This window comes from Gammaproteobacteria bacterium, assembly GCA_016712635.1.
Taxonomy (GTDB): domain Bacteria; phylum Pseudomonadota; class Gammaproteobacteria; order SZUA-140; family SZUA-140; genus JADJWH01.
Genome location: JADJQS010000016.1, coordinates 1 through 17,176 on the forward strand (window position 1 = coordinate 1; position 17,176 = coordinate 17,176).

Sequence of the window (17,176 nt, forward strand, 5' to 3'; positions counted from 1 at the left end):
CTGCAGCTTTCCGGGTCGTTCCAGATCTGCTCGAACAGGCTGAGGTAGGTTGCCGTGAACGGCACCTCATCCATCTTGTTGACAAGGTTCGAAACGGCGTCGCCCTGCTGGTAGCCCAGGTCAACCGCCGTGAAACCATGAAGTGGCATGTAGGCCGTCTCTTTGCCGCCTGCCTGGACACAAGCGAACTGCTGCATGGGCGCCTTGCTACGGTTGCTCTTGAATGTCGCTTTGCGGCGCATCCAATCGGCGCACTCCTTGGCTATGGCGCGCTGGGTCAGCTTGTTTCGAAGCTGGATTTCGAATTCGCTGCCGTACAGACTGCGCTCGCGATCCAACTTGGGAATGTGGAATTCCTTGCGCTCTTTGCGAATCTTGTCGGTAACTTCCTCGGCCACAAATGTGGGCATGGTAAAAATAAACTCCAGCTTCTCGATTTGTTCAAACTCTGATTTCAACGCCTCATAGGCGTACATCGAGAAACAGGAGGCGGCTATTTTGAGTCGCACTCCAGGCAATAGCGTCTGCTTGAGATCGTCACCGAGCAGGTGGTTGATATTATCGATAAGTTCCATTAAGCCTTAACCATCACGAACATCGGCAATCAAGATGGAGTAGAAATTAATAAGTTTCTGTTGAGTCGACCCAACTATCCAGGCCTCGCTTTGATCCCCTTAACGGCCAGCCGACGGTCTCGCAGACATGTTGGCCCGGAGCAGACACGTTCTTATAAGTTTTTAGTTCTTATGAGCTTAGAGAGGGATGCTAACACATATATATAGAGTGCCAAACCCTAGGACTAAGGGCTTAGGACTAAGGACTGAGCCAGGAAAATCAAAGGGATGGGATATGGAATCAACCCTGACGTACCGCCCAGCCCCCGTGAGCTGCCCTGCCCGCAACTTATATACGTCGTTTACACACCCGGTCCGCCTTTTTGCATTTTCTTTATCGCGCCGGGACTAATCTTCCTCTGTGTCCATTACACACGGAGGTTATATATGAATCTTCAAGCAATGCCGCGAGTGCGAGATTTTTTCCGAGCCCGGGATGAGGTTTCGACCCGGGACAGCAACACCACTACGCATGCTGTTGTGGCTCCGATTCGCCGCCCCGCGGCGGCGGTACAGCGGGTGATGCTGTCGATCACGGTAGACGCGGGCGTGGTCGCATCGTTGCGCCGCGTGGTGATGAGCGCCTGCGGGGAATTTGTGGAGATCATGCGTGTGAAGCCGGTCGTACGCTCCAACGACATGAGGGTGAGCATAGGCCTGCACAGCTCAGCGGTGAGTCACGCCATGGATGCCGTCATGCGCATCCTGCCGCGTGCCGAATTTGGTCGCATTACTTCGCTCTGAATCCTGGCGGTCGACGCCAGGATTCCCGGCGCGCGAACCGGCGCAGGCGCCGACCCGCTTCGAAGGGGTATGGGTGCCGATGGTCACACCGTTCCGTTACGGGCGCGTCGACGTGGAGGCGGCGCAGCGACTTTCGGCAGGTCTTGTCGAAGCCGGCGTGCACGGTCTCGTGGTGTGCGGCACCACCGGCGAGGCCGCCTCTCTCAGCGTGGCTGAGCAGGATACGCTGCTCGCGGCCGTACTCGAGGCCGCCGGATCGCGCTGCCCGGTGGTCATGGGCATCAGCGGCAGCGATACGCGGGCCATGGCCGACCGGGTCGCGCGCCTCGAAGACCAAGGGATCGCCGGGTTTCTCGTCTCGGCGCCCGCCTATGTCCGGCCCTCGCAGGAAGGACTCCTGGTGCATTTCCAGGCCATTGCGGCGACCACCACGCGCTCCATCATTATTTACAACATCCCGTACCGCACCGGCGTCAACATCGAGCCGGCCACGGTCAAGGCGCTCGCCGCCGATGGACGTTTCGCGGCGCTGAAGGAATGCGGCGGTAACATCCCGCAATTGATGGACCTGATCAACGAAACCCCGCTCAAGATCCTGTGCGGCGAAGATTCGCTGGCCTTCGTAACCCTCTGCCTGGGCGGCCATGGCGCGATCGCCGCCTCGGCGCACATCCGGCCCGATCTCCACGTCCGCCTGCTCGACCTGATGCAGGCGGGACAGGTCGAGCGCGCCCGTTCGATTTCCCGCGCGCTCCTGCCGCTGACCCGGCTACTGTTTTCGGAACCCAACCCGGGACCTCTGAAGGCGGCACTGGCGCTGCAGGGAAAGATCAGCGAAGAGATGCGGCTGCCGATGACGCCGGTCTCCGATGCGTGCAGGAAGCATTTGGAAGGCGCGCTGGAAAGTGTGATGGCGCTGCGGATGTAGGCGAAGGGAAAAATAGGAGCGTACTTGAAACATCGGGGACAGATTTGAAATCTGTCCCCCGTACTCTGTTAAAATCTGTCACCGATATTGCAGGTCACCCTGCCTTCTTGAGCTCCTCCCGTATCACCTTGCGCAGCACCTTTTCCAGCGATTTGTCATGCGCCTTGATGTGTTCCCTCAGGGCGTCATTGATCAGGGTCTGGTAGTTGCTTTGACCACGGGGCCTCGCCGGCCTTTGGAGAAATCTTCACTCATGACTGAGACCCTTGTAGTACTGCCTGGTTTCACTTCTATCCGCTTTTCGCGCCGAGATGATGCGGATCAAATCTTCATGCCGCTCACAATATACGACCAGCAGGATATTCAAAGCCGGCCCCATTCCCAGCGTCTTAATACGCACCTCATCCTGAGCAGGATCATCGACCGTAAGCGCGTTCTCGTCCTCCAGCGCGACAACAGCATCGGCGAAATCGACGCCATGCTTACGGATATTCTGGGCAGCCTTCCTTGGGTCCCATTCGTACTCCATGCACGAAAGAGTATGCACAATCCGTGTACGTGTCAACTTGCATCCCAGGAACAATTAACTCTGTCGTGACAGGTGTTTCGTAGACCGGATATAGGTGCGGAGCACCGGCATCCGGGGATGCCGGCCTGAATTCCCCGGATTCCGCTGCGCTCCATCCGGGCTACGATGCGGGCTGCTCCGGGAAGGGGACAGATTTTAAATCTGTCCCCGTACTGTGGTTGAAATCTGTACCCCATCGCCGTAGTAAAGGGGACAGACTGGAAGTCTGCCCCCTGACGTGAGTGAAGTCTGTCCCCGATCCTGGGTAGGGGACAGATTTGAAATCTGTCCCCGGGCGGGCAGTGTGCTCAGCCCGGCCAGGGTAACGCGCCGTTGACGCGAAACACTTCCACCGGAAAGTCGTAGCCCTCCGGGCTGTGGACGGCGTTGAAGCGGACGTGGTGGCCGGAGAGTTCGCACAGCCAGGCGTCCTGGAACAACGGCCGGGGGCTGGCCAGCGCCGCGGGCGTGAACAGCGCGACGTTGATGCCGTGCTGCGGGTCGCGGGCGGAGGTGTATTCAAAGGCCTCGATGCCGGCCTCGCGCATGCTCGCGCCGAGCGCCTGGCTGCTGCTGTAATCGCTGGCGTGCGTGAGTTGCGCTGCGTGTTCGGCGAAGGGCGGATGCTGCAGTTGCAGGCCGCGTTCGGTCTTGTAGTCGACGCCGAACAGCGTGTGCTGGGTGTCGAGCTTGCCCGGCGGCGGCACGGTCATGCCGTACCAGAAGACGAAGCGGTAATAGGCTGCCTCGGCCAGCGCCGTGCGCGTCTCGCGCGAGCCGTAGAACAGGCTGGGCTCGCTGCGCCGGCCGAAGCGCGAACCGAATTTCAGCGGCGGATAGCGGAACGGCGTGGACAGCAGGTAATGCAGCGACTCCGTGCCCGGCCGCAGCCGTGGCTTGGTGCCCTCGAGCATTTCTTCCAGCACGGACTGGCGCGCGAGCGAGGCGACCAGTTGATTGGTGGCGACCTGCTCCTGGCTTTCCACCAGGCGCTGCAGCGTGCCCGCGAGCGGGACGGGCGGCGCGGCGGCGAGTACGCCGTCCCAGGCGATCATTCAGAGTTTTCCGCGGATGGCGTCGAGGTATTCGAGCACGTTGATCAGCCCCTGCACGCTCTTGACCTGCTCGGCCGGGACGCCGCCGGTGTGGCGGTTTTCCGTGCGCATCCAGTGCGCCATCTGTTCGGCGTCGCCGCCGGTCAGGGCATAGAGGGCGCGGTAGCAGCGGATGAACAGCAGCGCGAGCTCGCCCGCCTTGCTGTCGGGATCGATGCGGCCGCGGCTGATGGCGGTGCGGTCCTTGCCGACGACGGCGCCCAGCTCGACCTGGTTCATGCCCAGATACCGGCCGGCGCTGACCAGCGCCTCGGCGAGGACGTCCGCCTTGTCGGGGGTGGTTGCGGCAGCGTGTTTCATGGGAATGGGCTCCTTTTTGCGCTTTATGCACAATATACAGAAATATCGTGCTATTTGCACGGAATATTAGCCTCTCCCCTGCGAGTTACGGGGACAGATTTAAAATCTGTCCCCCTTACCTGGCTGAATCTGTCCCCCTTGCTCGAGGCTGAAATCCGTCCCCGGAGGGTTGCCCCGCCCTCTCGCCTCGCGGGATTGACGCCGACAAATCTGTATATACAATTTTATGCATACAGGCAAATGGACTTGCCGTATGCGCATCTCATGGGATGAGAACAAGAACCGCGCGAACCGGCTCAAGCATGGTGTCAGCTTCGAGCTGGCGCAGGACGTGTTTGATGACCGGCTCGCGCTGAGCACGCCGGATCGGATCACCGGCGGCGAACAGCGCTGGCATACCCTGGGCATGGTCGATGGAGTCCTGCTGCTGGTGAGTCACACGGTATTCGAACGCGAAGGCGAGGAAGTCATTCGGATCATTTCGGCGCGAAAAGCCACAGCGCACGAACGGAGACATTATGAGCAAGACTAAACAGACGGCCCGGCGGCAGGCGCAGGTCAAGGCGCTGAAACGCTTGCCGGACGCGAAGATCGCAACGGATGACATCCCGGAAGTGCGCGATTGGGATGAGGCCGTGCGCGGCCGGTTCTATCGTCCGGTCAAGAAGGCCGTCAGCCTGCGGCTCGACGCCGACGTGCTCGCCTGGTTCAAGACGCAGAATGAAAAGTATCAGTCCAAGATCAATGAAATCCTGCGCGAGTATATGCGGAGGAATATGTAGGATGGAGGGGGACAGATTTGAAATCTGTCCCCCTCAGCACGCGGGCTTAATCCGGATAGATATTCGGTTGCTGGTTCCCGGAGTCCGCCGCGCCCCATCCGGGCTGCATTACTTAGAGGCAAGGGGACAGACTTAAGTCTGTCCCCGAAAACGAAGGTCACCCCGCCTTCCTGAGTTCATCCCGGATTACCCTGCGCAGCACCTTTTCCAGCGATTTGTCATGCGCCTTGATGTGCTGATCGTCTGGATTTTTCCGGCGCGATCGACAGCTTCAGGCCGAAGGCGTGCAGGACGGCGGTGAGGCTGCTGATGCGGGGATTGCCGTCTTCCGACAGCATGCGGTACAGGCTTTCGCGGTTGAGGCCGGCGGCTTCCGCCAGTTTGGCGATGCCGCCATGCACGCTGGCGACATCCCTCAGTGCCAGCAAGAAGACGGAGGGATCGGCATCCTCGAGCGCGGAGGTCAGGTACGCGGCCGCGAATTTCGGGTCAGCGAGATTTTCGTTGAGGGTTTCCTGGTAAGCGCGCGATCTAGCCATCTGTACGACTCCGATATTCGCGCCAGTACGATCTGGCGCATTTGATGTCATCAGCTTGTGAACTTTTATCTCCGCCGCACAGTAACAGAATCACGCGCTCGGTTTCGCGGGCGAAATATATGCGGTAACCGGCGCCGAACGTCATGCGCAGCTCGTAGATACCTTGCCCCACGCTTCTGCAGTCGCCGAAGTTACCCAACCTGACTCGATTCAGACGCGCAGCTATGCGCGCACGAATCTGAACATCGCGGAGTCCCTGCAGCCATTCCGCAAACGGCGACCTGCCCTCGGGGGTGAGATATTCCCTTATCTCGATCATCCCGCGTCATCCTTGACGAGAACGAATTGTAGTTTAAATACTACAACGAGACAAGGGATTCATGTTGCAGTGTGGACAGGACAGATGTCCTGCTTGGGAGGGGGACAGATTTCAAATCTGTCCCCATCAGCAAGTGAGCTGCGGGGTGACTGGCAAATCTATTTCCTGGCCTCGGTATACGGGGCGCCGGGGACGATGGCGGCGCGCTCGGCGCGGGGGACGCGGAATGCAAGCACGGAAGGACGACGGGATGGCAATAGGTACTTCCGGTGATGGGTGATCGAATTTTAGGCGTGTTTATGGTTCCCTGCCCTGCGCTGCTCTATTTTCAATCTTCACGCCGGCAGGAATAGACAGGGTAATAGCCGTACCACTGCTGGCCCGCGAGGGGCAGACGCTCGAAGCGGAAGCCGGCCTCGGTGAGCAGCCGCTCCCACAGCGCCTCGCCGGGGATGAGGTTGTGGCCGGCGAAATAATAGCGGCGGATCAGCGCGTGCTCGGCCGGCGTGAGGCGGCCGTCGTCGAGCCAGGACTGGTAAGTGTCGTAAACCCGCTTATTGTCGAGCAGCAGCGTGGCAGGGTCATAGGCGGCGGCGTGACAGCCCCACATGCGCATGCCGAAGCCGAACTCCTCGTCGTTGATGCTGCCGGAGCGGTGGGCGCACAACAGCGCTTCGGCGTCGTGGGCGCGCAGATCGAAGTCGCGCGGGATGAAAATGTTGCGCTGGATCACGGCGCCGCCCGGCACGAGGCAGTCCCGCATGGTGGCGAGTAGCCGGCGGTGCGCCTCCAGGGTGAGCAGGTTGCCGAACAGGCCGTCGCCGAGGACGGCGTCGAACGGCCGCGGCAGCAGGCGCGCGAGCTGCAGCCAGTCGCCCTGGATCACCGTCTCGCGCGTGCGCTGCACGGGCGCAAGCCAGTCGCGATACACCGCGATGGAACGCGGATTGATGTCGACGCACACGGTGGCGCAGCCGAGGTCCGCGCTCAGGCGGCGCAGCTCCGGCGTCATGCCGAGGATCAGAACCCTGCGGTCCCGCGCCTCGCCCCGCAGCGTGCGCAGCAGCGCGGCACGATACGTCGCGACCTCGCGCTCGTCCGGCGAGCCGGCGGCGTAGCGATCCTGTCCGGCGGTCTTGATGCGCGCCTGCAAAGCCTGGTCATCCCACTGTGTCATCGCTGTCGTCCGGTCTGTCTGCTGGCGCCTTTCCCGCACAGCGTATCGGCATGACGGCGGCCAGGCTGCAACGGCCGCGCCATGGCAATCGCGACGGCTTGCTGGTATAAACGCCCCTGTGTGCCGCAATCTGGCGGCCTCCCATCATGGTAACAGCGAGACCGATTCGATGCCCGGCCTGTTCGGCGTTGTGAACCTCGACCCGCGCCGGCCCCTGTCGCGCGAATCCCTGCAGTCGCTGCTGGACCGGCTGGCACGGCCGCTGCGTCATTACGACGGTTACATTACCGGGACGTTCACCGACCCCGGCGCCGGATGCGCCGTCGGCCGCATCGGTCTGCCGCATCACCATACCCGCCCCTGGCCCGATGATGCTCGCACCGTGCAAGCGGAGTCGCATGCCTTCGTCGCCGGCCGGCCGCACGGCGAGACGGCCGCCGCGGGCACGTGGCAGGACACCCGCGCCCGCATCCATCGCGCCGGAGGCTCGTTCGCCGCCGTGCTGCATGCGCCGGCCGCCGGCGAAACGATCATCCTCACCGACCGGCAGGGCTCGCAGCCGGTGTTCTACGCGAGCTGCGACGGCCTGCTTCTGTTCGCGCCGGAGGTAAAGGCGCTGCTCGGCTTCCTGCCGAAGCGGACGGACTTCGACTGGGCGGCGCTCGCCACCTTCCTGTCGAGCGGCTATCTGCTCACGGAACAGAGCTTTTTCACGGCGGTCCGCCGCCTGCCAGGCGGGACCGAGCTCCGCGTCGCGGATGGCAAGGTCGGGCTGCGCCCGTACTGGCAGTTCCGCCCCGGCGAGCACGAACGCGACCGGCCGCTGGAGGACTACGTGCAGGAGGCCGGCGCGCGCATCGATGCGGCGGTCGCCCGCGACCTGGACACCCCTGAGACAACCGCGCTGCTGCTCAGCGGCGGCGTCGATTCGCGCGCGATCCTCGGCGCAGGCTATCGCGCCCTCGGCGGCGACGGGGCACGCCTGCACGCGGTCACCTGGGGCTGTGCGCCCGAACGCACGGGCGCGGACATCGGGATCGCGCGGCAACTCGCCGCACGGCTGGGCGTCCGTCACGAAGTGATGGCGATGGACATGGCCGCGTTCGGCGAGTACGGAGCGACCTTCCGGCGAGTGAATCACCTGCTGGACGGGATGAGCGCATCGGCGGTGCTGCACGCGGACAAGTTCGCCGCCACAGAACGTCTGTACGCGCGTGGCGTACGTATCCTGCTGCGCGGCGAGCAGAGCTTCGGCTTTGCGGAGCGGGAATACAGCACGCGCGGCTCACTGTCGAAACTTGGCCTGCGCCGTTTCCGCGACAGCGCGCTGCTGCAGCGCGTCGTCGCGCCGGACGCGCACCGCGCCTGCGCGGAAGCCTCGGACCATGTAATGGACGCCATGACGCGCGAGGCCGACGCGCTCGACCCGAACGACTTCACGCACCGCGCCTATTTCCGCGACCGCTATCAGCGCCTGAGCGGCGCGGCGGCGTACTACAAGCAGGTGCTGATGGACCATCGCTCGCCGCTGATGGATGACCCCGTCCTCGACCTGATCGAACGACTGCCCAAGCCCTGCCGCGACGACAAGGCGCTGCTGTATCGCACGGTGGAACGGCGCTACCCCGAGCTGGCCGGTATCGATTACGCCGGGCGTAACAACCTGGAGGACTGGGAGGGTCTGCTCGCAACCGACACGCCGGTGCGGCGCTACGCCCGTGCCGAGCTGGCCGACGATGCCTCCGGCGTGTGGGAACTGCTGGACCGCAAGACCCTGCTGACGCTGCTCGACCAGGTGGCGCCCGCCGCCGCGGCGCCGCGGCGCAGCGGGATCGCGGGCACACTCCGCGCACGCCTGAAACCCCTGCTCTACCGGGCCGCACCGCGACTGGCGGCCGCGCAGCGGCTGGCCAGGTCTAAAAACGATATACCGGCATACAAACTACTGATCCGGGCACTGATTCTGAAACACTGGCACGACAGCTTCGTGCGGCAGTGACGCGCGGCCCGCGCGACGGGCTGCCGCCGGGCCGGAGCTCTGGTAGGATTTTGCCATGAGCCCGGGATCGACAAACCCGCCCCTGCTGGACGCGGACAGCGCGGCCTTTCTGAACTCGCCGGTGAATTCTGTCAACGTCGCCACACGCGATGCGGACAACGTGCCGGCGGTGGCGCGCGCGCAGGGCTGCCGTGTATCGGATGACCGGCGCCGGGTGACGCTGCTGTTCCCGTCGTCACGGTCCGCGGACGTGCTGCGCAACCTGCGCGCGAACGGCGCGCTCTCGATGGCGATGACACGGCCGCTCACGGCGCAGGCGCTGCAATTGAAAGGGACGGTGGCGCGCATCGAACCGGCCACGCCGGAACAGCGCGCCTCGGTCGAACCCTACCGCCTCGCCTTCGCCGCCGAGCTTGAATCCCTGGGCTACGGCCGCGAGTTCGCGCAGGGTGTGGTCCCGCCCCTCGAGGACGAGTGCATTGCGGTGACCTTCACGCCGGCGGCGGTGTTCGTGGCGACGCCGGGACCGAACGCCGGCAGGAAGCTGGGGGCGGAGTCGTGAACCTCACGCTCGACGCGATCCGCAACTGTTTCGAGGGCGCAATCCCCGCGGTGATCGCCACCTGCGCACCGGACGGCACTCCCAATGCGTCCTATCTCTCGCAGGTGCATTACGTGGACAGTGCGCACGTGGCGCTGTCATTCCAGTTTTTCTCCAAGACGCGCGAGAACGTGCTGGCCAACCCGCGCGCGACGGTGCAGGTGATCGATCCGGCCAACGGCGAGCACTATCGCCTCGCACTGCTCTACCTGCGCACGGAGTCGGAGGGCCCGCTGTTCGAATACCTGAAGGCGAAGCTCGCGGGCGTGGCCTCGCATACCGGCATGAGCAAGGTGTTCGTGCTGCGCGGCGCGGACGTGTACCGCGTGCTCGAGGTGCGCTGCGCCACCGGCGGCGCGCCGGCCGCCTCGCCGCTGCGGCCGAGCCGCATGCCTGCCCTGCGCGCCTGCGCGCGGCGGCTGCTGGCGCACAGCGATCTGACCGCGCTGCTAGACGAGCTGCTGTGCGGCCTGCGCGAGCACTTCGGAATCGGGCATGCGATGGTGCTGATGTATGACCCGGCGATCGAGCGGCTCTATACGGTCGCGAGCAGCGGCTACGCGGAGTCCGGCGTCGGCTCCGAGGTGGCGCTCGGCGCAGGCGTGATCGGCGTGGCGGCGCGCGAGCGCGCACCGATCCGCATCAGTTACATGAGCAGCGATTATGTCTACAGCCGCGCGGTGCGCGCGGGCCTGACGGCCGGCGAACTGGAGACCGAGATTCCCTTTCCCGGCCTGGAACAGCCGCGCACCCAGCTCGCGGTGCCGATCCTGCTCGGCGAGCACCTGCTCGGCGTGCTCTACGCGGAGAGTGAGCGCGATGTCAGCTTCAACTACGAGGACGAGGACGCGCTGGTGACGCTGGCCGACCAGCTCGCGCTGCAGTTGCAGAATATCCAGCAGGCGGTCGAGGTACAGGAGGCGCGTGCGCCCGCGCGGCCGGCGCAGGCGATGGTCGGCGGAACACCGTTGACGGTGCGGCGCTTCAGGGCCAACGACAGCGTGTTCATCGGCGACGATTACCTGATCAAGGGCGTGGCGGGCGCGATCTTCTGGCGGCTGGTGAGCGATTACACCGCGCAGCAGCGCATCGACTTCAGCAACCGCGAGCTGCGCCTCGACCCGAAGCTGCGCCTGCCGGACATCTGCGACAACCTGGAGGCGCGGCTCACCCTGCTGCAGCGCCGCCTCGCCGAGCGCTGCCCGTACATCCGCATCGAAAAGACCGGCCGCGGCCGCTTCCGCCTGCACGTCGACCGCCCGCTGACGCTGATCGAGGCTGCAGGTTAGGGCAAGGGGACAGACTCAAGTCTGTCCCCGGCCACCGCGATGGTTGCCGTCACTCCGCCCTGGCCTCCTGCCGGGGCTGGCCCTTGGGAAAGAAGTCGATGTAGGGCGTGCGTACCACCTGTCCGGGCTCGACAAAGGCCGGCGCCGGCACACCCTTCGCGCCCAGGCTGCGGATGAAGTGATACACGGCGCGCAGATCCTCGTCCGTCATCTGGGCCAGGGTGAACCATGGCATGGGCGGACGCTTGGGCTGATGCACCGTCGCGAGCCATTCGCTCTCGGTGAGCTCCTGCACGAACAACCGCAGGTTGCGCGGGTAGGTCGTGCCCCAGGGACCGTTGAATCCCACCGGATTGCCGGTCAGCCACTCCGACTGCGGCGTGGCGCCGTTGCTCTCGGGATACCCCGGGGTGTGGCAATCGTTGCAGTTGCCGATCACCACCAGGTAGCGCCCGCGTTCGACCTGGACCGGGTCCGCAGTTTCAGCCAGCACAGGTCCTGCCAGCGCGATTGCCAGGCCGGCCCCCAGCGCGATACGTGACGTTTTCATCGCCTTCCCTCCTCTTGTTCGTTTGCCATGTGTGTTGCAGCGGCCTTAAGTCATGACCGCGCCTGTTTGACGGAAAAAGCTTAGGGCGATGAAAAATCACGCGTTGCTAAATAATGCTTATGCATTTCGTAAATTTTTCTTAAGCCGGGACGGGAATCGGGAACCGTACGGGATGTCCTGCCCGCCCCGTCCAGATCGACGGCAGGCTCCGTGGGGAATTCGTCATCCCCGCGCAATTTGAACCCGCCTCCGCGCGAGGGCCCGGAGGACTTCTCGCCTCGTTCCCGCATCGCCGATGGTGGGACACCTAGCGGGACTGCCCGGATCCGATGCTCCGCGTGAGAAATCCCGCCCTGAATCCGATTACTGAATTGCACAATGCGTGCACATTTTCAGGCTGACGTGCTGATATCGTTCGCGAATTAATCCGGCTGGAAATCACGGGATGTCTTTGGTAAGTTGTGGGCGTTACCCGCTCTCTTCCCTAGATTCCGCGGTGACAGCGGAACTGGTGCAAACCATAAGGGAATTCCATGGACGAATCTGCCAGGCGCCGTTCGCGGCGATACGCCGTATTACTTTGCACCGCGTTCGCTTTTGCGCCGTGGGGGCTCGCGGCTGCGGTGGATCTCGCGAAGTGCGGACGCTGCCATGCGACGCCGCCGATTGTCGCGCCCGCGGGGCCGGCGTGCGCGAGCTGCCATTCCGCGGAGCAGGACCTTGCGCACGCGGCCTCCGCCGCCCCGGCGCCAGCGGCTGAAGCGGAGGAAACACCGGCCAATACAGCGGCGCGCGCGGTCGGCCTGCGCCTCGACAGCACCGGAGCTGCTTGCCGGCATGGGCGTGCCGCTCTACTACGAACACACCCCGCGTCGGCACGCACCTGAACGAGATGGCCCATATCCCCCGCCGGCAGGTTCACCATGGGCACCGACGACCGCCTGCCCGATGAGGGCCCCGCGCATGTCGTCGACCTGCCGGCTTATGACATCGATCTTTACGAGGTGACGAACGGCCAGTACAAGACCTTCATGGACGCGACCGGGCACCGCTCGCCGCCGCAGTTCGAGAACCGCACGTATCCGCCCGGCAAGATCGACCATCCCGTCGTCGGCGTGACCTGGAACAATGCGAGCGACTACTGCGCCTGGGCGGGCAAGCGCCTGCCGACAGACGCGGAGTGGGAGAAGGCCGCGCGCGGGACCGATGCGCGCCGCTACCCCTGGGGCAACGAGTTCGGCATGCATCGCGCGAACACACCGCTGTACTGGAATTCACTCGGACGCGAGGGCGATACCACTCCGGTTGGCGCCTTCGCCGACGGGCAGAGCGCCTTCGGGCTCTACGACATGTCGGGCAATGTGTGGGAATGGACCGGGTCCTGGTACCGCGCATATCCGGGCAACACACACCCGAATGAAAATTACGGCGAACTCTACAAGACACTGAAGGGCGGCTCGTGGTGGGATTGCTCGTTCTACAAATGCGGCATCTCGGCGCCGAGTTTCAATCGCGCCTTCTTTCTCCGTACGACGAAGAACAACAGCTTCGGTTTCCGCTGCGCGAAGGACGCGCCATAGGAGGTTCCATGCATGACCACGGCCCTGGTGTCATCCTTGAGGCGTCGCGTGACAGTCAACATTGTGCGGCGCGGGCATGCGGCGCCGCGTTGATCGCCCTGCTCTGCGCGCTGCCTGCGCAGGCGGCAGAACCCGCCGCCCCGGCCCGCGGCACCGACCACCGGCATGGCGCTGGTCCCGGCCGGCGATTTCATCATGGGCAGCGACAAGTCCGAGCATGAGGGCGTCGCGGGCGAATTCGGCAACACCAAGCCGTGGTATCTGGACGAGCATCCGAGCACCGCGTGCGCCTGCCCGCCTACTATATCGACCAGTACGAGGTCACCAACGCCGACTACCGCGCGTTCTTCGCCGCGGTCAACGTCCCGCCGCCGGACCACTGGCTCGACCGCGGCTACGTCCCCAGCCTGAAGCGCGACAAGCGGGCGCGCGCTCGATGTCGAGAAGCTGCGCCAGCTCGCGGTGAAGACCTTCAAGCTCGACCCGACACGCGGGCGATGACGAAGGACGAGCTGGCGGCGATCGGGAAGAAGTTCGAGCTGCAGGGGCGCGAGCCGGTGATCTACTTGAGCTGGAACGACGCCGATGCTTACTGCCGCTGGGCCGGCAAGCGCCTGCCGACCGAGGCCGAGGACAGGGTGGCGCGCGGCGCCGGTGGCCAGGAATTTCCTGGGGGGCGGAGTGGAAGGACGGCATGAGCAACGCCGGCGAGGCCGAATGGGAAGACGGCGTCGCGCCGGTGGGCTCGTATCCGACCGACAAGTCGCCGTACGGCGTGTTCGACATGGCCGGCAATGTCTCCGAGTGGATTGCCGACTGGTATCAGGCCTACCCGGGCTCGGACTACACGAGCGACAACTTTGGCGAGAAATTTCCGCGTCGTGCGCGGCGCCTGCCGCGGCGGCGAGGGCCATTACGCCCTGCACCTGTTCCAGCGCGCGGCGCCTACCGCTTCAACCTCCCCCCGACTCGCGCTTCAACGACCTCGGTTCCCGCTGCGCCGCCGACGCCCTGACCGCGAAGGCCGCCAGCCTGAGTGATCCTCCAATAATCCGGGACAAATTAATGACGCTGGGGAGTGATTTATTTTATTGATGCCCGCGCCGTCTGCCTGACCTCACTCTCCGGCCCCCGTCCAATCGGCACGGAAAAATAAATCTGTCCCCAACGTCAAAAGTTTTCTGTGCCTGCCAGGCGTGAAAATAAATCTGTCCCCGATGATGGGGTATAGTATCTGCGCCATTTTGATCATCGTTCCACTGACTGGAGGGAGTCGCCGCGATGCATTTGAATAACAAGAACCTCACATTTCATCGCCGGTGGCGCTGGCCTTGTTGTGCCCGGGTGGCTGCCAGACCGCTGAATTACGGCAGGATGGAGAAATTCCGGCGTCGAGAAGCGCGACATTCTGGTCAAGCGCGTCGACAAGGCGAGAGGCAAAGCAGGAGGCGAAGGAGCAGTTAGCCTCGGCGCTGGACAAGTTCATCGCCGTGACCGGCTATGAAGGCGGCGACCTGGAGGAGCAGTACAACATCCTGAAGGATGAATACGATGCCAGCCTCGCCCGCGCGGAGGACATCAAGTCGCGCATCGTCGACGTCAAGGATGTGGCGGACAGTCTGTTCGCGGAGTGGAACGAGGAGCTCGGCAAGTACACCGACCCGAACCTGAAGCGCGCGAGCGCCCAGCAGTTAAAGAGCACGCAGGCGTCCTGTACAAGAAGCTGGTCGCGGCGATGGATGCGGCGGAGAAGAAGATCCAGCCGGTGCTGAACGCCTTCCAGACCGCGTGCTGTTCCTTAAGCACAACCTCAACGCCAGCGGCGATCGCCTCGCTGCGCAATCAGAAGACGAGATCGAGAAGGACATCTCGGCGCTGATCCGCGACATGAACACGTCGATCACCGAGGCGGACAAGTTCATCGACTCGATGTCGAAGCCGGAGGAATCTGCGTGGACAGCTTCAGAGTCCGGGGACGGTCTTGAGTCTGTCCCCGATGATACTTCGGGGACAGATTTTCAAATCCGTCCCCTCCCGAAACTGGGGACAGATTTAAAATCTGTCCCCGTACCAAGCTGATAAATAAATCTGTCCCCGACAGCGGGATTTTGGCGCTTCAGGGTTTGACGAACTTCAGCGTGAAGCGGTCGCTCTCGCCGGGATGGCGAGGTAATTTCGCGCGGTCCTCGTCCTCCAGGGGGCAAAGGTCGGCGGCAGGGTCCAGACGTGGCTCCTCGGGTGATCCTTGGTGTCCTGGGATTGGCGCTGATCTCGCCGCCCTCGACGAATTTGAAGCCGGCCTTCCTCCGCCAGCTTGATCGCGGGATCCTGGCTGACGTAGCCGGATTTCGCCTTCGGATCCTGCGGCACCGCGGATCGCTGTTCTGCTCGACCACACGCCGAGCACGCCACCTGGTTTCAGCGCCGCGAACATGGCGGCGAAGATCTGGTCGGCGGTGCCGGCGGCCATCCAGCTGTGGATATTGCGGAACGTCAGGCACCATGTCCGCCGAACCGGGCGGTGCGATGGCGGTCTTGTCTGGCGGTGCGAGTACGGTAGTCTTCACCTTGCCGTAGAGGCCGGGGCCGGCGTCCATCTTGAACTCTTAAGGCCTTTGCTGCTATGGCGGGCGAAGTTCGCGCTGGAGTCGTGGATCGAATCCGGCCGCGTAATAGGGGATGCCCTTGTCCTCAGGTAGGGCGCGAGGGACCTCGGGTACCAGCTGCCGCCGAAGATTCCTCCGACCACGCTCGCGTCGTCCTGGATGCCGAAGAAGGTCACTGTCCTGATCGGATGGCGGTATTGGTCGCGCGTTTTGTTCGCTTCGAGGGGACGGACTTCAAGTCCGTCCCCGTACTACGCCACGATGCGAATAAAATAAATCTGTCCCCGATAAGACAAAAGTATATCGCCGAATGGGACTATTTGTGTCCCACCGCCAGCAGGAATTCGTGCGGGATGACCAGGCATGTGAACGGTCTGGAAGTCGGCGCGAAGCGGGCGATCCGTCGCGGACGCTGGCCTGCTCGGCGACGGGCATGGCGTTGAACTGCTGCCTGAGGATCTCGGAGGCCTCCATGGCACTCCAGTAGGCCTCGAAGGATTCATACTGGTAATCAAAGCGGTGCGGCGTGACGCTGAACTGCGCGGAAGCTGGCGGATTTCAGCATCCCGTCGAGCACGTCTGGCCGGCCCAGCGAGGTGACCTTTTCGAGCGGCGGCTGGTGCTTTTCGGGCACGCGGCCCCTTGAACGCCCGCGCCGCCCAGCCTGCGGTGGTCATGGATTTCCGCGTGCCCACACGGCGAAGGCGAACGCGCCACCCGGTTTCAGCACGCGGTGGATCTCGCGGCAACCCTTGAGCGGATCCTCGAACAGCATCACGCCGAAGCGGCACAGCGCCTTGTCGAAACTGGCGTCGGCGAAGTCGAGGTGCTCGGCCGGCATGGTCCGGAAACTGACGTTCGTCAGGGGCGCTCCGTCGCGACCTTCTTCTGCGCGACCCGCACCATGCCCTCGGCGGCGTCGATGCCGGGTGATGACGGCGTGGGGCTGGCGCCGCGCCAGCGTTCAGCGCCGGCTCGTCTGCGCTGGAGGCGAGGTCGGAGCACCTTGTCACCTGGCGCGACCGCCAGCGCCCGCAGCAACACTTCCCCACCGGGGCCATCTGCGGCAGAAAGACGTCGAACTTCTCCGCGATCTTGTCCCAGTCGGGCTGGTTGCCTTTATTGCTCATGGATATCCCTCTCGTGCCGGTTCAAAGGGCTCATGGATAACGCATTGCTTCTCGCGATCGGGGCGACTGTCGGGATCGGGGCGGGCCGTCGTGCTTGTGGACGGATTGCCGCGAGTGACGGGCTGTTCGCGATTGGGGACGGACTTAAGTCCGTCCCTGAAATCGGGGACAGATTTTGAAATCTGTCCCCGAGCCGCTGCAGAAAATAAATCGGTCCCCAACGTCGTTGGATTGATTGGTCAGGATAAATAAATCTGTCCTGGATTGCGGCGTAACTGGTTTGTAAGATTTAAATATTCTGTCGGCGTTGAACATGCATGCCGGATGTTGCCTTG

At 63.6% G+C, this 17,176-nt stretch carries 21 protein-coding genes; 12 read left to right on the plus strand and 9 right to left on the minus strand.

Going from position 1 to position 17,176, the window contains the following annotated elements:
• Nucleotides 1-575: ATP-dependent helicase (locus tag IPK65_14550; protein ID MBK8164302.1), on the minus strand; the 575-nt coding region annotated here is incomplete at its 3' end.
• A 426-nt stretch (nucleotides 576-1,001) separates the two neighbouring features.
• Here IPK65_14550 and IPK65_14555 point away from each other — a divergent pair.
• Nucleotides 1,002-1,358 carry a hypothetical protein gene (locus IPK65_14555; protein MBK8164303.1) on the plus strand — a complete coding sequence of 119 codons (357 nt, stop codon included), beginning with the start codon at nucleotides 1,002-1,004 and terminating at the stop codon, nucleotides 1,356-1,358.
• Complete coding sequence (gene dapA / locus IPK65_14560; GenBank protein MBK8164304.1) at nucleotides 1,303-2,286, plus strand: 4-hydroxy-tetrahydrodipicolinate synthase; 984 nt, start codon at nucleotides 1,303-1,305, stop codon at nucleotides 2,284-2,286. Before IPK65_14555 ends, dapA begins: the two co-directional genes overlap by 56 nt.
• Before the next feature lie 247 nt (nucleotides 2,287-2,533).
• Here the strand turns inward: dapA and IPK65_14565 are convergent, their stop codons facing one another.
• From IPK65_14565 to IPK65_14575, 3 genes are all read right to left on the minus strand, one after another.
• Nucleotides 2,534-2,815, minus strand: coding sequence for a BrnT family toxin (locus IPK65_14565; protein MBK8164305.1), 282 nt, complete (start codon nucleotides 2,813-2,815; stop codon nucleotides 2,534-2,536).
• A gap of 347 nt (nucleotides 2,816-3,162) precedes the next feature.
• Complete coding sequence (locus IPK65_14570; protein MBK8164306.1) at nucleotides 3,163-3,909, minus strand: RES family NAD+ phosphorylase; 747 nt, start codon at nucleotides 3,907-3,909, stop codon at nucleotides 3,163-3,165.
• A complete protein-coding gene (locus IPK65_14575) occupies nucleotides 3,910-4,269 on the minus strand; it encodes a DUF2384 domain-containing protein (protein ID MBK8164307.1) in 360 nt (119 codons plus the stop codon). It lies immediately after the preceding gene.
• 253 nt (nucleotides 4,270-4,522) lie between these two features.
• Between IPK65_14575 and IPK65_14580 the strand changes: the two genes are divergently transcribed.
• Both IPK65_14580 and IPK65_14585 read left to right on the plus strand, forming a co-directional pair.
• Nucleotides 4,523-4,801: a BrnT family toxin gene (locus tag IPK65_14580; protein MBK8164308.1), complete on the plus strand. Its 279-nt coding sequence runs from the start codon at nucleotides 4,523-4,525 to the stop codon at nucleotides 4,799-4,801.
• Nucleotides 4,788-5,051: a BrnA antitoxin family protein gene (locus IPK65_14585; protein MBK8164309.1), complete on the plus strand. Its 264-nt coding sequence runs from the start codon at nucleotides 4,788-4,790 to the stop codon at nucleotides 5,049-5,051. The genes IPK65_14580 and IPK65_14585 overlap by 14 nt, the downstream gene beginning before the upstream one ends.
• A 218-nt stretch (nucleotides 5,052-5,269) precedes the next feature.
• On the opposite strand, the gene IPK65_14590 is transcribed toward IPK65_14585, so the two are convergent.
• The 3 genes from IPK65_14590 to IPK65_14600 all read right to left on the minus strand — a co-directional run bounded on the left by IPK65_14590 (nucleotide 5,270) and on the right by IPK65_14600 (nucleotide 7,086).
• Entirely contained in the window at nucleotides 5,270-5,590 is a 321-nt protein-coding gene (locus IPK65_14590; GenBank protein MBK8164310.1) for a putative addiction module antidote protein, read from the minus strand.
• Nucleotides 5,583-5,909, minus strand: coding sequence for a type II toxin-antitoxin system RelE/ParE family toxin (locus IPK65_14595; protein ID MBK8164311.1), 327 nt, complete (start codon nucleotides 5,907-5,909; stop codon nucleotides 5,583-5,585). The genes IPK65_14590 and IPK65_14595 overlap by 8 nt, the downstream gene beginning before the upstream one ends.
• A 328-nt stretch (nucleotides 5,910-6,237) precedes the next feature.
• Nucleotides 6,238-7,086 (minus strand): class I SAM-dependent methyltransferase, encoded by an 849-nt coding sequence (locus IPK65_14600; protein MBK8164312.1) that lies wholly within the window; start codon nucleotides 7,084-7,086, stop codon nucleotides 6,238-6,240.
• A gap of 118 nt (nucleotides 7,087-7,204) precedes the next feature.
• On the opposite strand from IPK65_14600, the gene IPK65_14605 reads away from it, so the two are divergent.
• Genes IPK65_14605 through IPK65_14615 form a run of 3 tightly spaced genes read left to right on the plus strand, consistent with a single transcriptional unit; the run spans nucleotide 7,205 to nucleotide 10,975 of the window.
• A complete protein-coding gene (locus IPK65_14605) occupies nucleotides 7,205-9,085 on the plus strand; it encodes a hypothetical protein (GenBank protein MBK8164313.1) in 1,881 nt (626 codons plus the stop codon).
• Nucleotides 9,086-9,140: 55 nt separating this feature from the next.
• Nucleotides 9,141-9,647: a pyridoxamine 5'-phosphate oxidase family protein gene (locus IPK65_14610; GenBank protein MBK8164314.1), complete on the plus strand. Its 507-nt coding sequence runs from the start codon at nucleotides 9,141-9,143 to the stop codon at nucleotides 9,645-9,647.
• Complete coding sequence (locus IPK65_14615) at nucleotides 9,644-10,975, plus strand: GAF domain-containing protein (GenBank protein ID MBK8164315.1); 1,332 nt, start codon at nucleotides 9,644-9,646, stop codon at nucleotides 10,973-10,975. Before IPK65_14610 ends, IPK65_14615 begins: the two co-directional genes overlap by 4 nt.
• Before the next feature lie 49 nt (nucleotides 10,976-11,024).
• On the opposite strand, the gene IPK65_14620 is transcribed toward IPK65_14615, so the two are convergent.
• Nucleotides 11,025-11,525: a cytochrome c gene (locus IPK65_14620; protein ID MBK8164316.1), complete on the minus strand. Its 501-nt coding sequence runs from the start codon at nucleotides 11,523-11,525 to the stop codon at nucleotides 11,025-11,027.
• Between the two features lie 923 nt (nucleotides 11,526-12,448).
• On the opposite strand from IPK65_14620, the gene IPK65_14625 reads away from it, so the two are divergent.
• The 5 genes from IPK65_14625 to IPK65_14645 all read left to right on the plus strand — a co-directional run bounded on the left by IPK65_14625 (nucleotide 12,449) and on the right by IPK65_14645 (nucleotide 15,184).
• A complete protein-coding gene (locus IPK65_14625) occupies nucleotides 12,449-13,105 on the plus strand; it encodes an SUMF1/EgtB/PvdO family nonheme iron enzyme (GenBank protein ID MBK8164317.1) in 657 nt (218 codons plus the stop codon).
• A 254-nt stretch (nucleotides 13,106-13,359) separates the two neighbouring features.
• Nucleotides 13,360-13,803 carry an SUMF1/EgtB/PvdO family nonheme iron enzyme gene (locus IPK65_14630; protein ID MBK8164318.1) on the plus strand — a complete coding sequence of 148 codons (444 nt, stop codon included), beginning with the start codon at nucleotides 13,360-13,362 and terminating at the stop codon, nucleotides 13,801-13,803.
• A complete protein-coding gene (locus IPK65_14635; GenBank protein ID MBK8164319.1) occupies nucleotides 13,800-14,120 on the plus strand; it encodes an SUMF1/EgtB/PvdO family nonheme iron enzyme in 321 nt (106 codons plus the stop codon). The genes IPK65_14630 and IPK65_14635 overlap by 4 nt, the downstream gene beginning before the upstream one ends.
• 316 nt (nucleotides 14,121-14,436) lie before the next feature.
• Nucleotides 14,437-14,877 carry a DUF2959 family protein gene (locus IPK65_14640; protein ID MBK8164320.1) on the plus strand — a complete coding sequence of 147 codons (441 nt, stop codon included), beginning with the start codon at nucleotides 14,437-14,439 and terminating at the stop codon, nucleotides 14,875-14,877.
• A gap of 16 nt (nucleotides 14,878-14,893) precedes the next feature.
• The gene (locus tag IPK65_14645; GenBank protein ID MBK8164321.1) at nucleotides 14,894-15,184 is read left to right on the plus strand and encodes a DUF2959 family protein; all 291 of its coding nucleotides are present in this window, start codon (nucleotides 14,894-14,896) and stop codon (nucleotides 15,182-15,184) included.
• 1,200 nt (nucleotides 15,185-16,384) lie between these two features.
• Here the strand turns inward: IPK65_14645 and IPK65_14650 are convergent.
• Nucleotides 16,385-16,672: a class I SAM-dependent methyltransferase gene (locus tag IPK65_14650; protein ID MBK8164322.1), complete on the minus strand. Its 288-nt coding sequence runs from the start codon at nucleotides 16,670-16,672 to the stop codon at nucleotides 16,385-16,387.
• Between the last annotated feature and the right edge of the window lie 504 nt (nucleotides 16,673-17,176).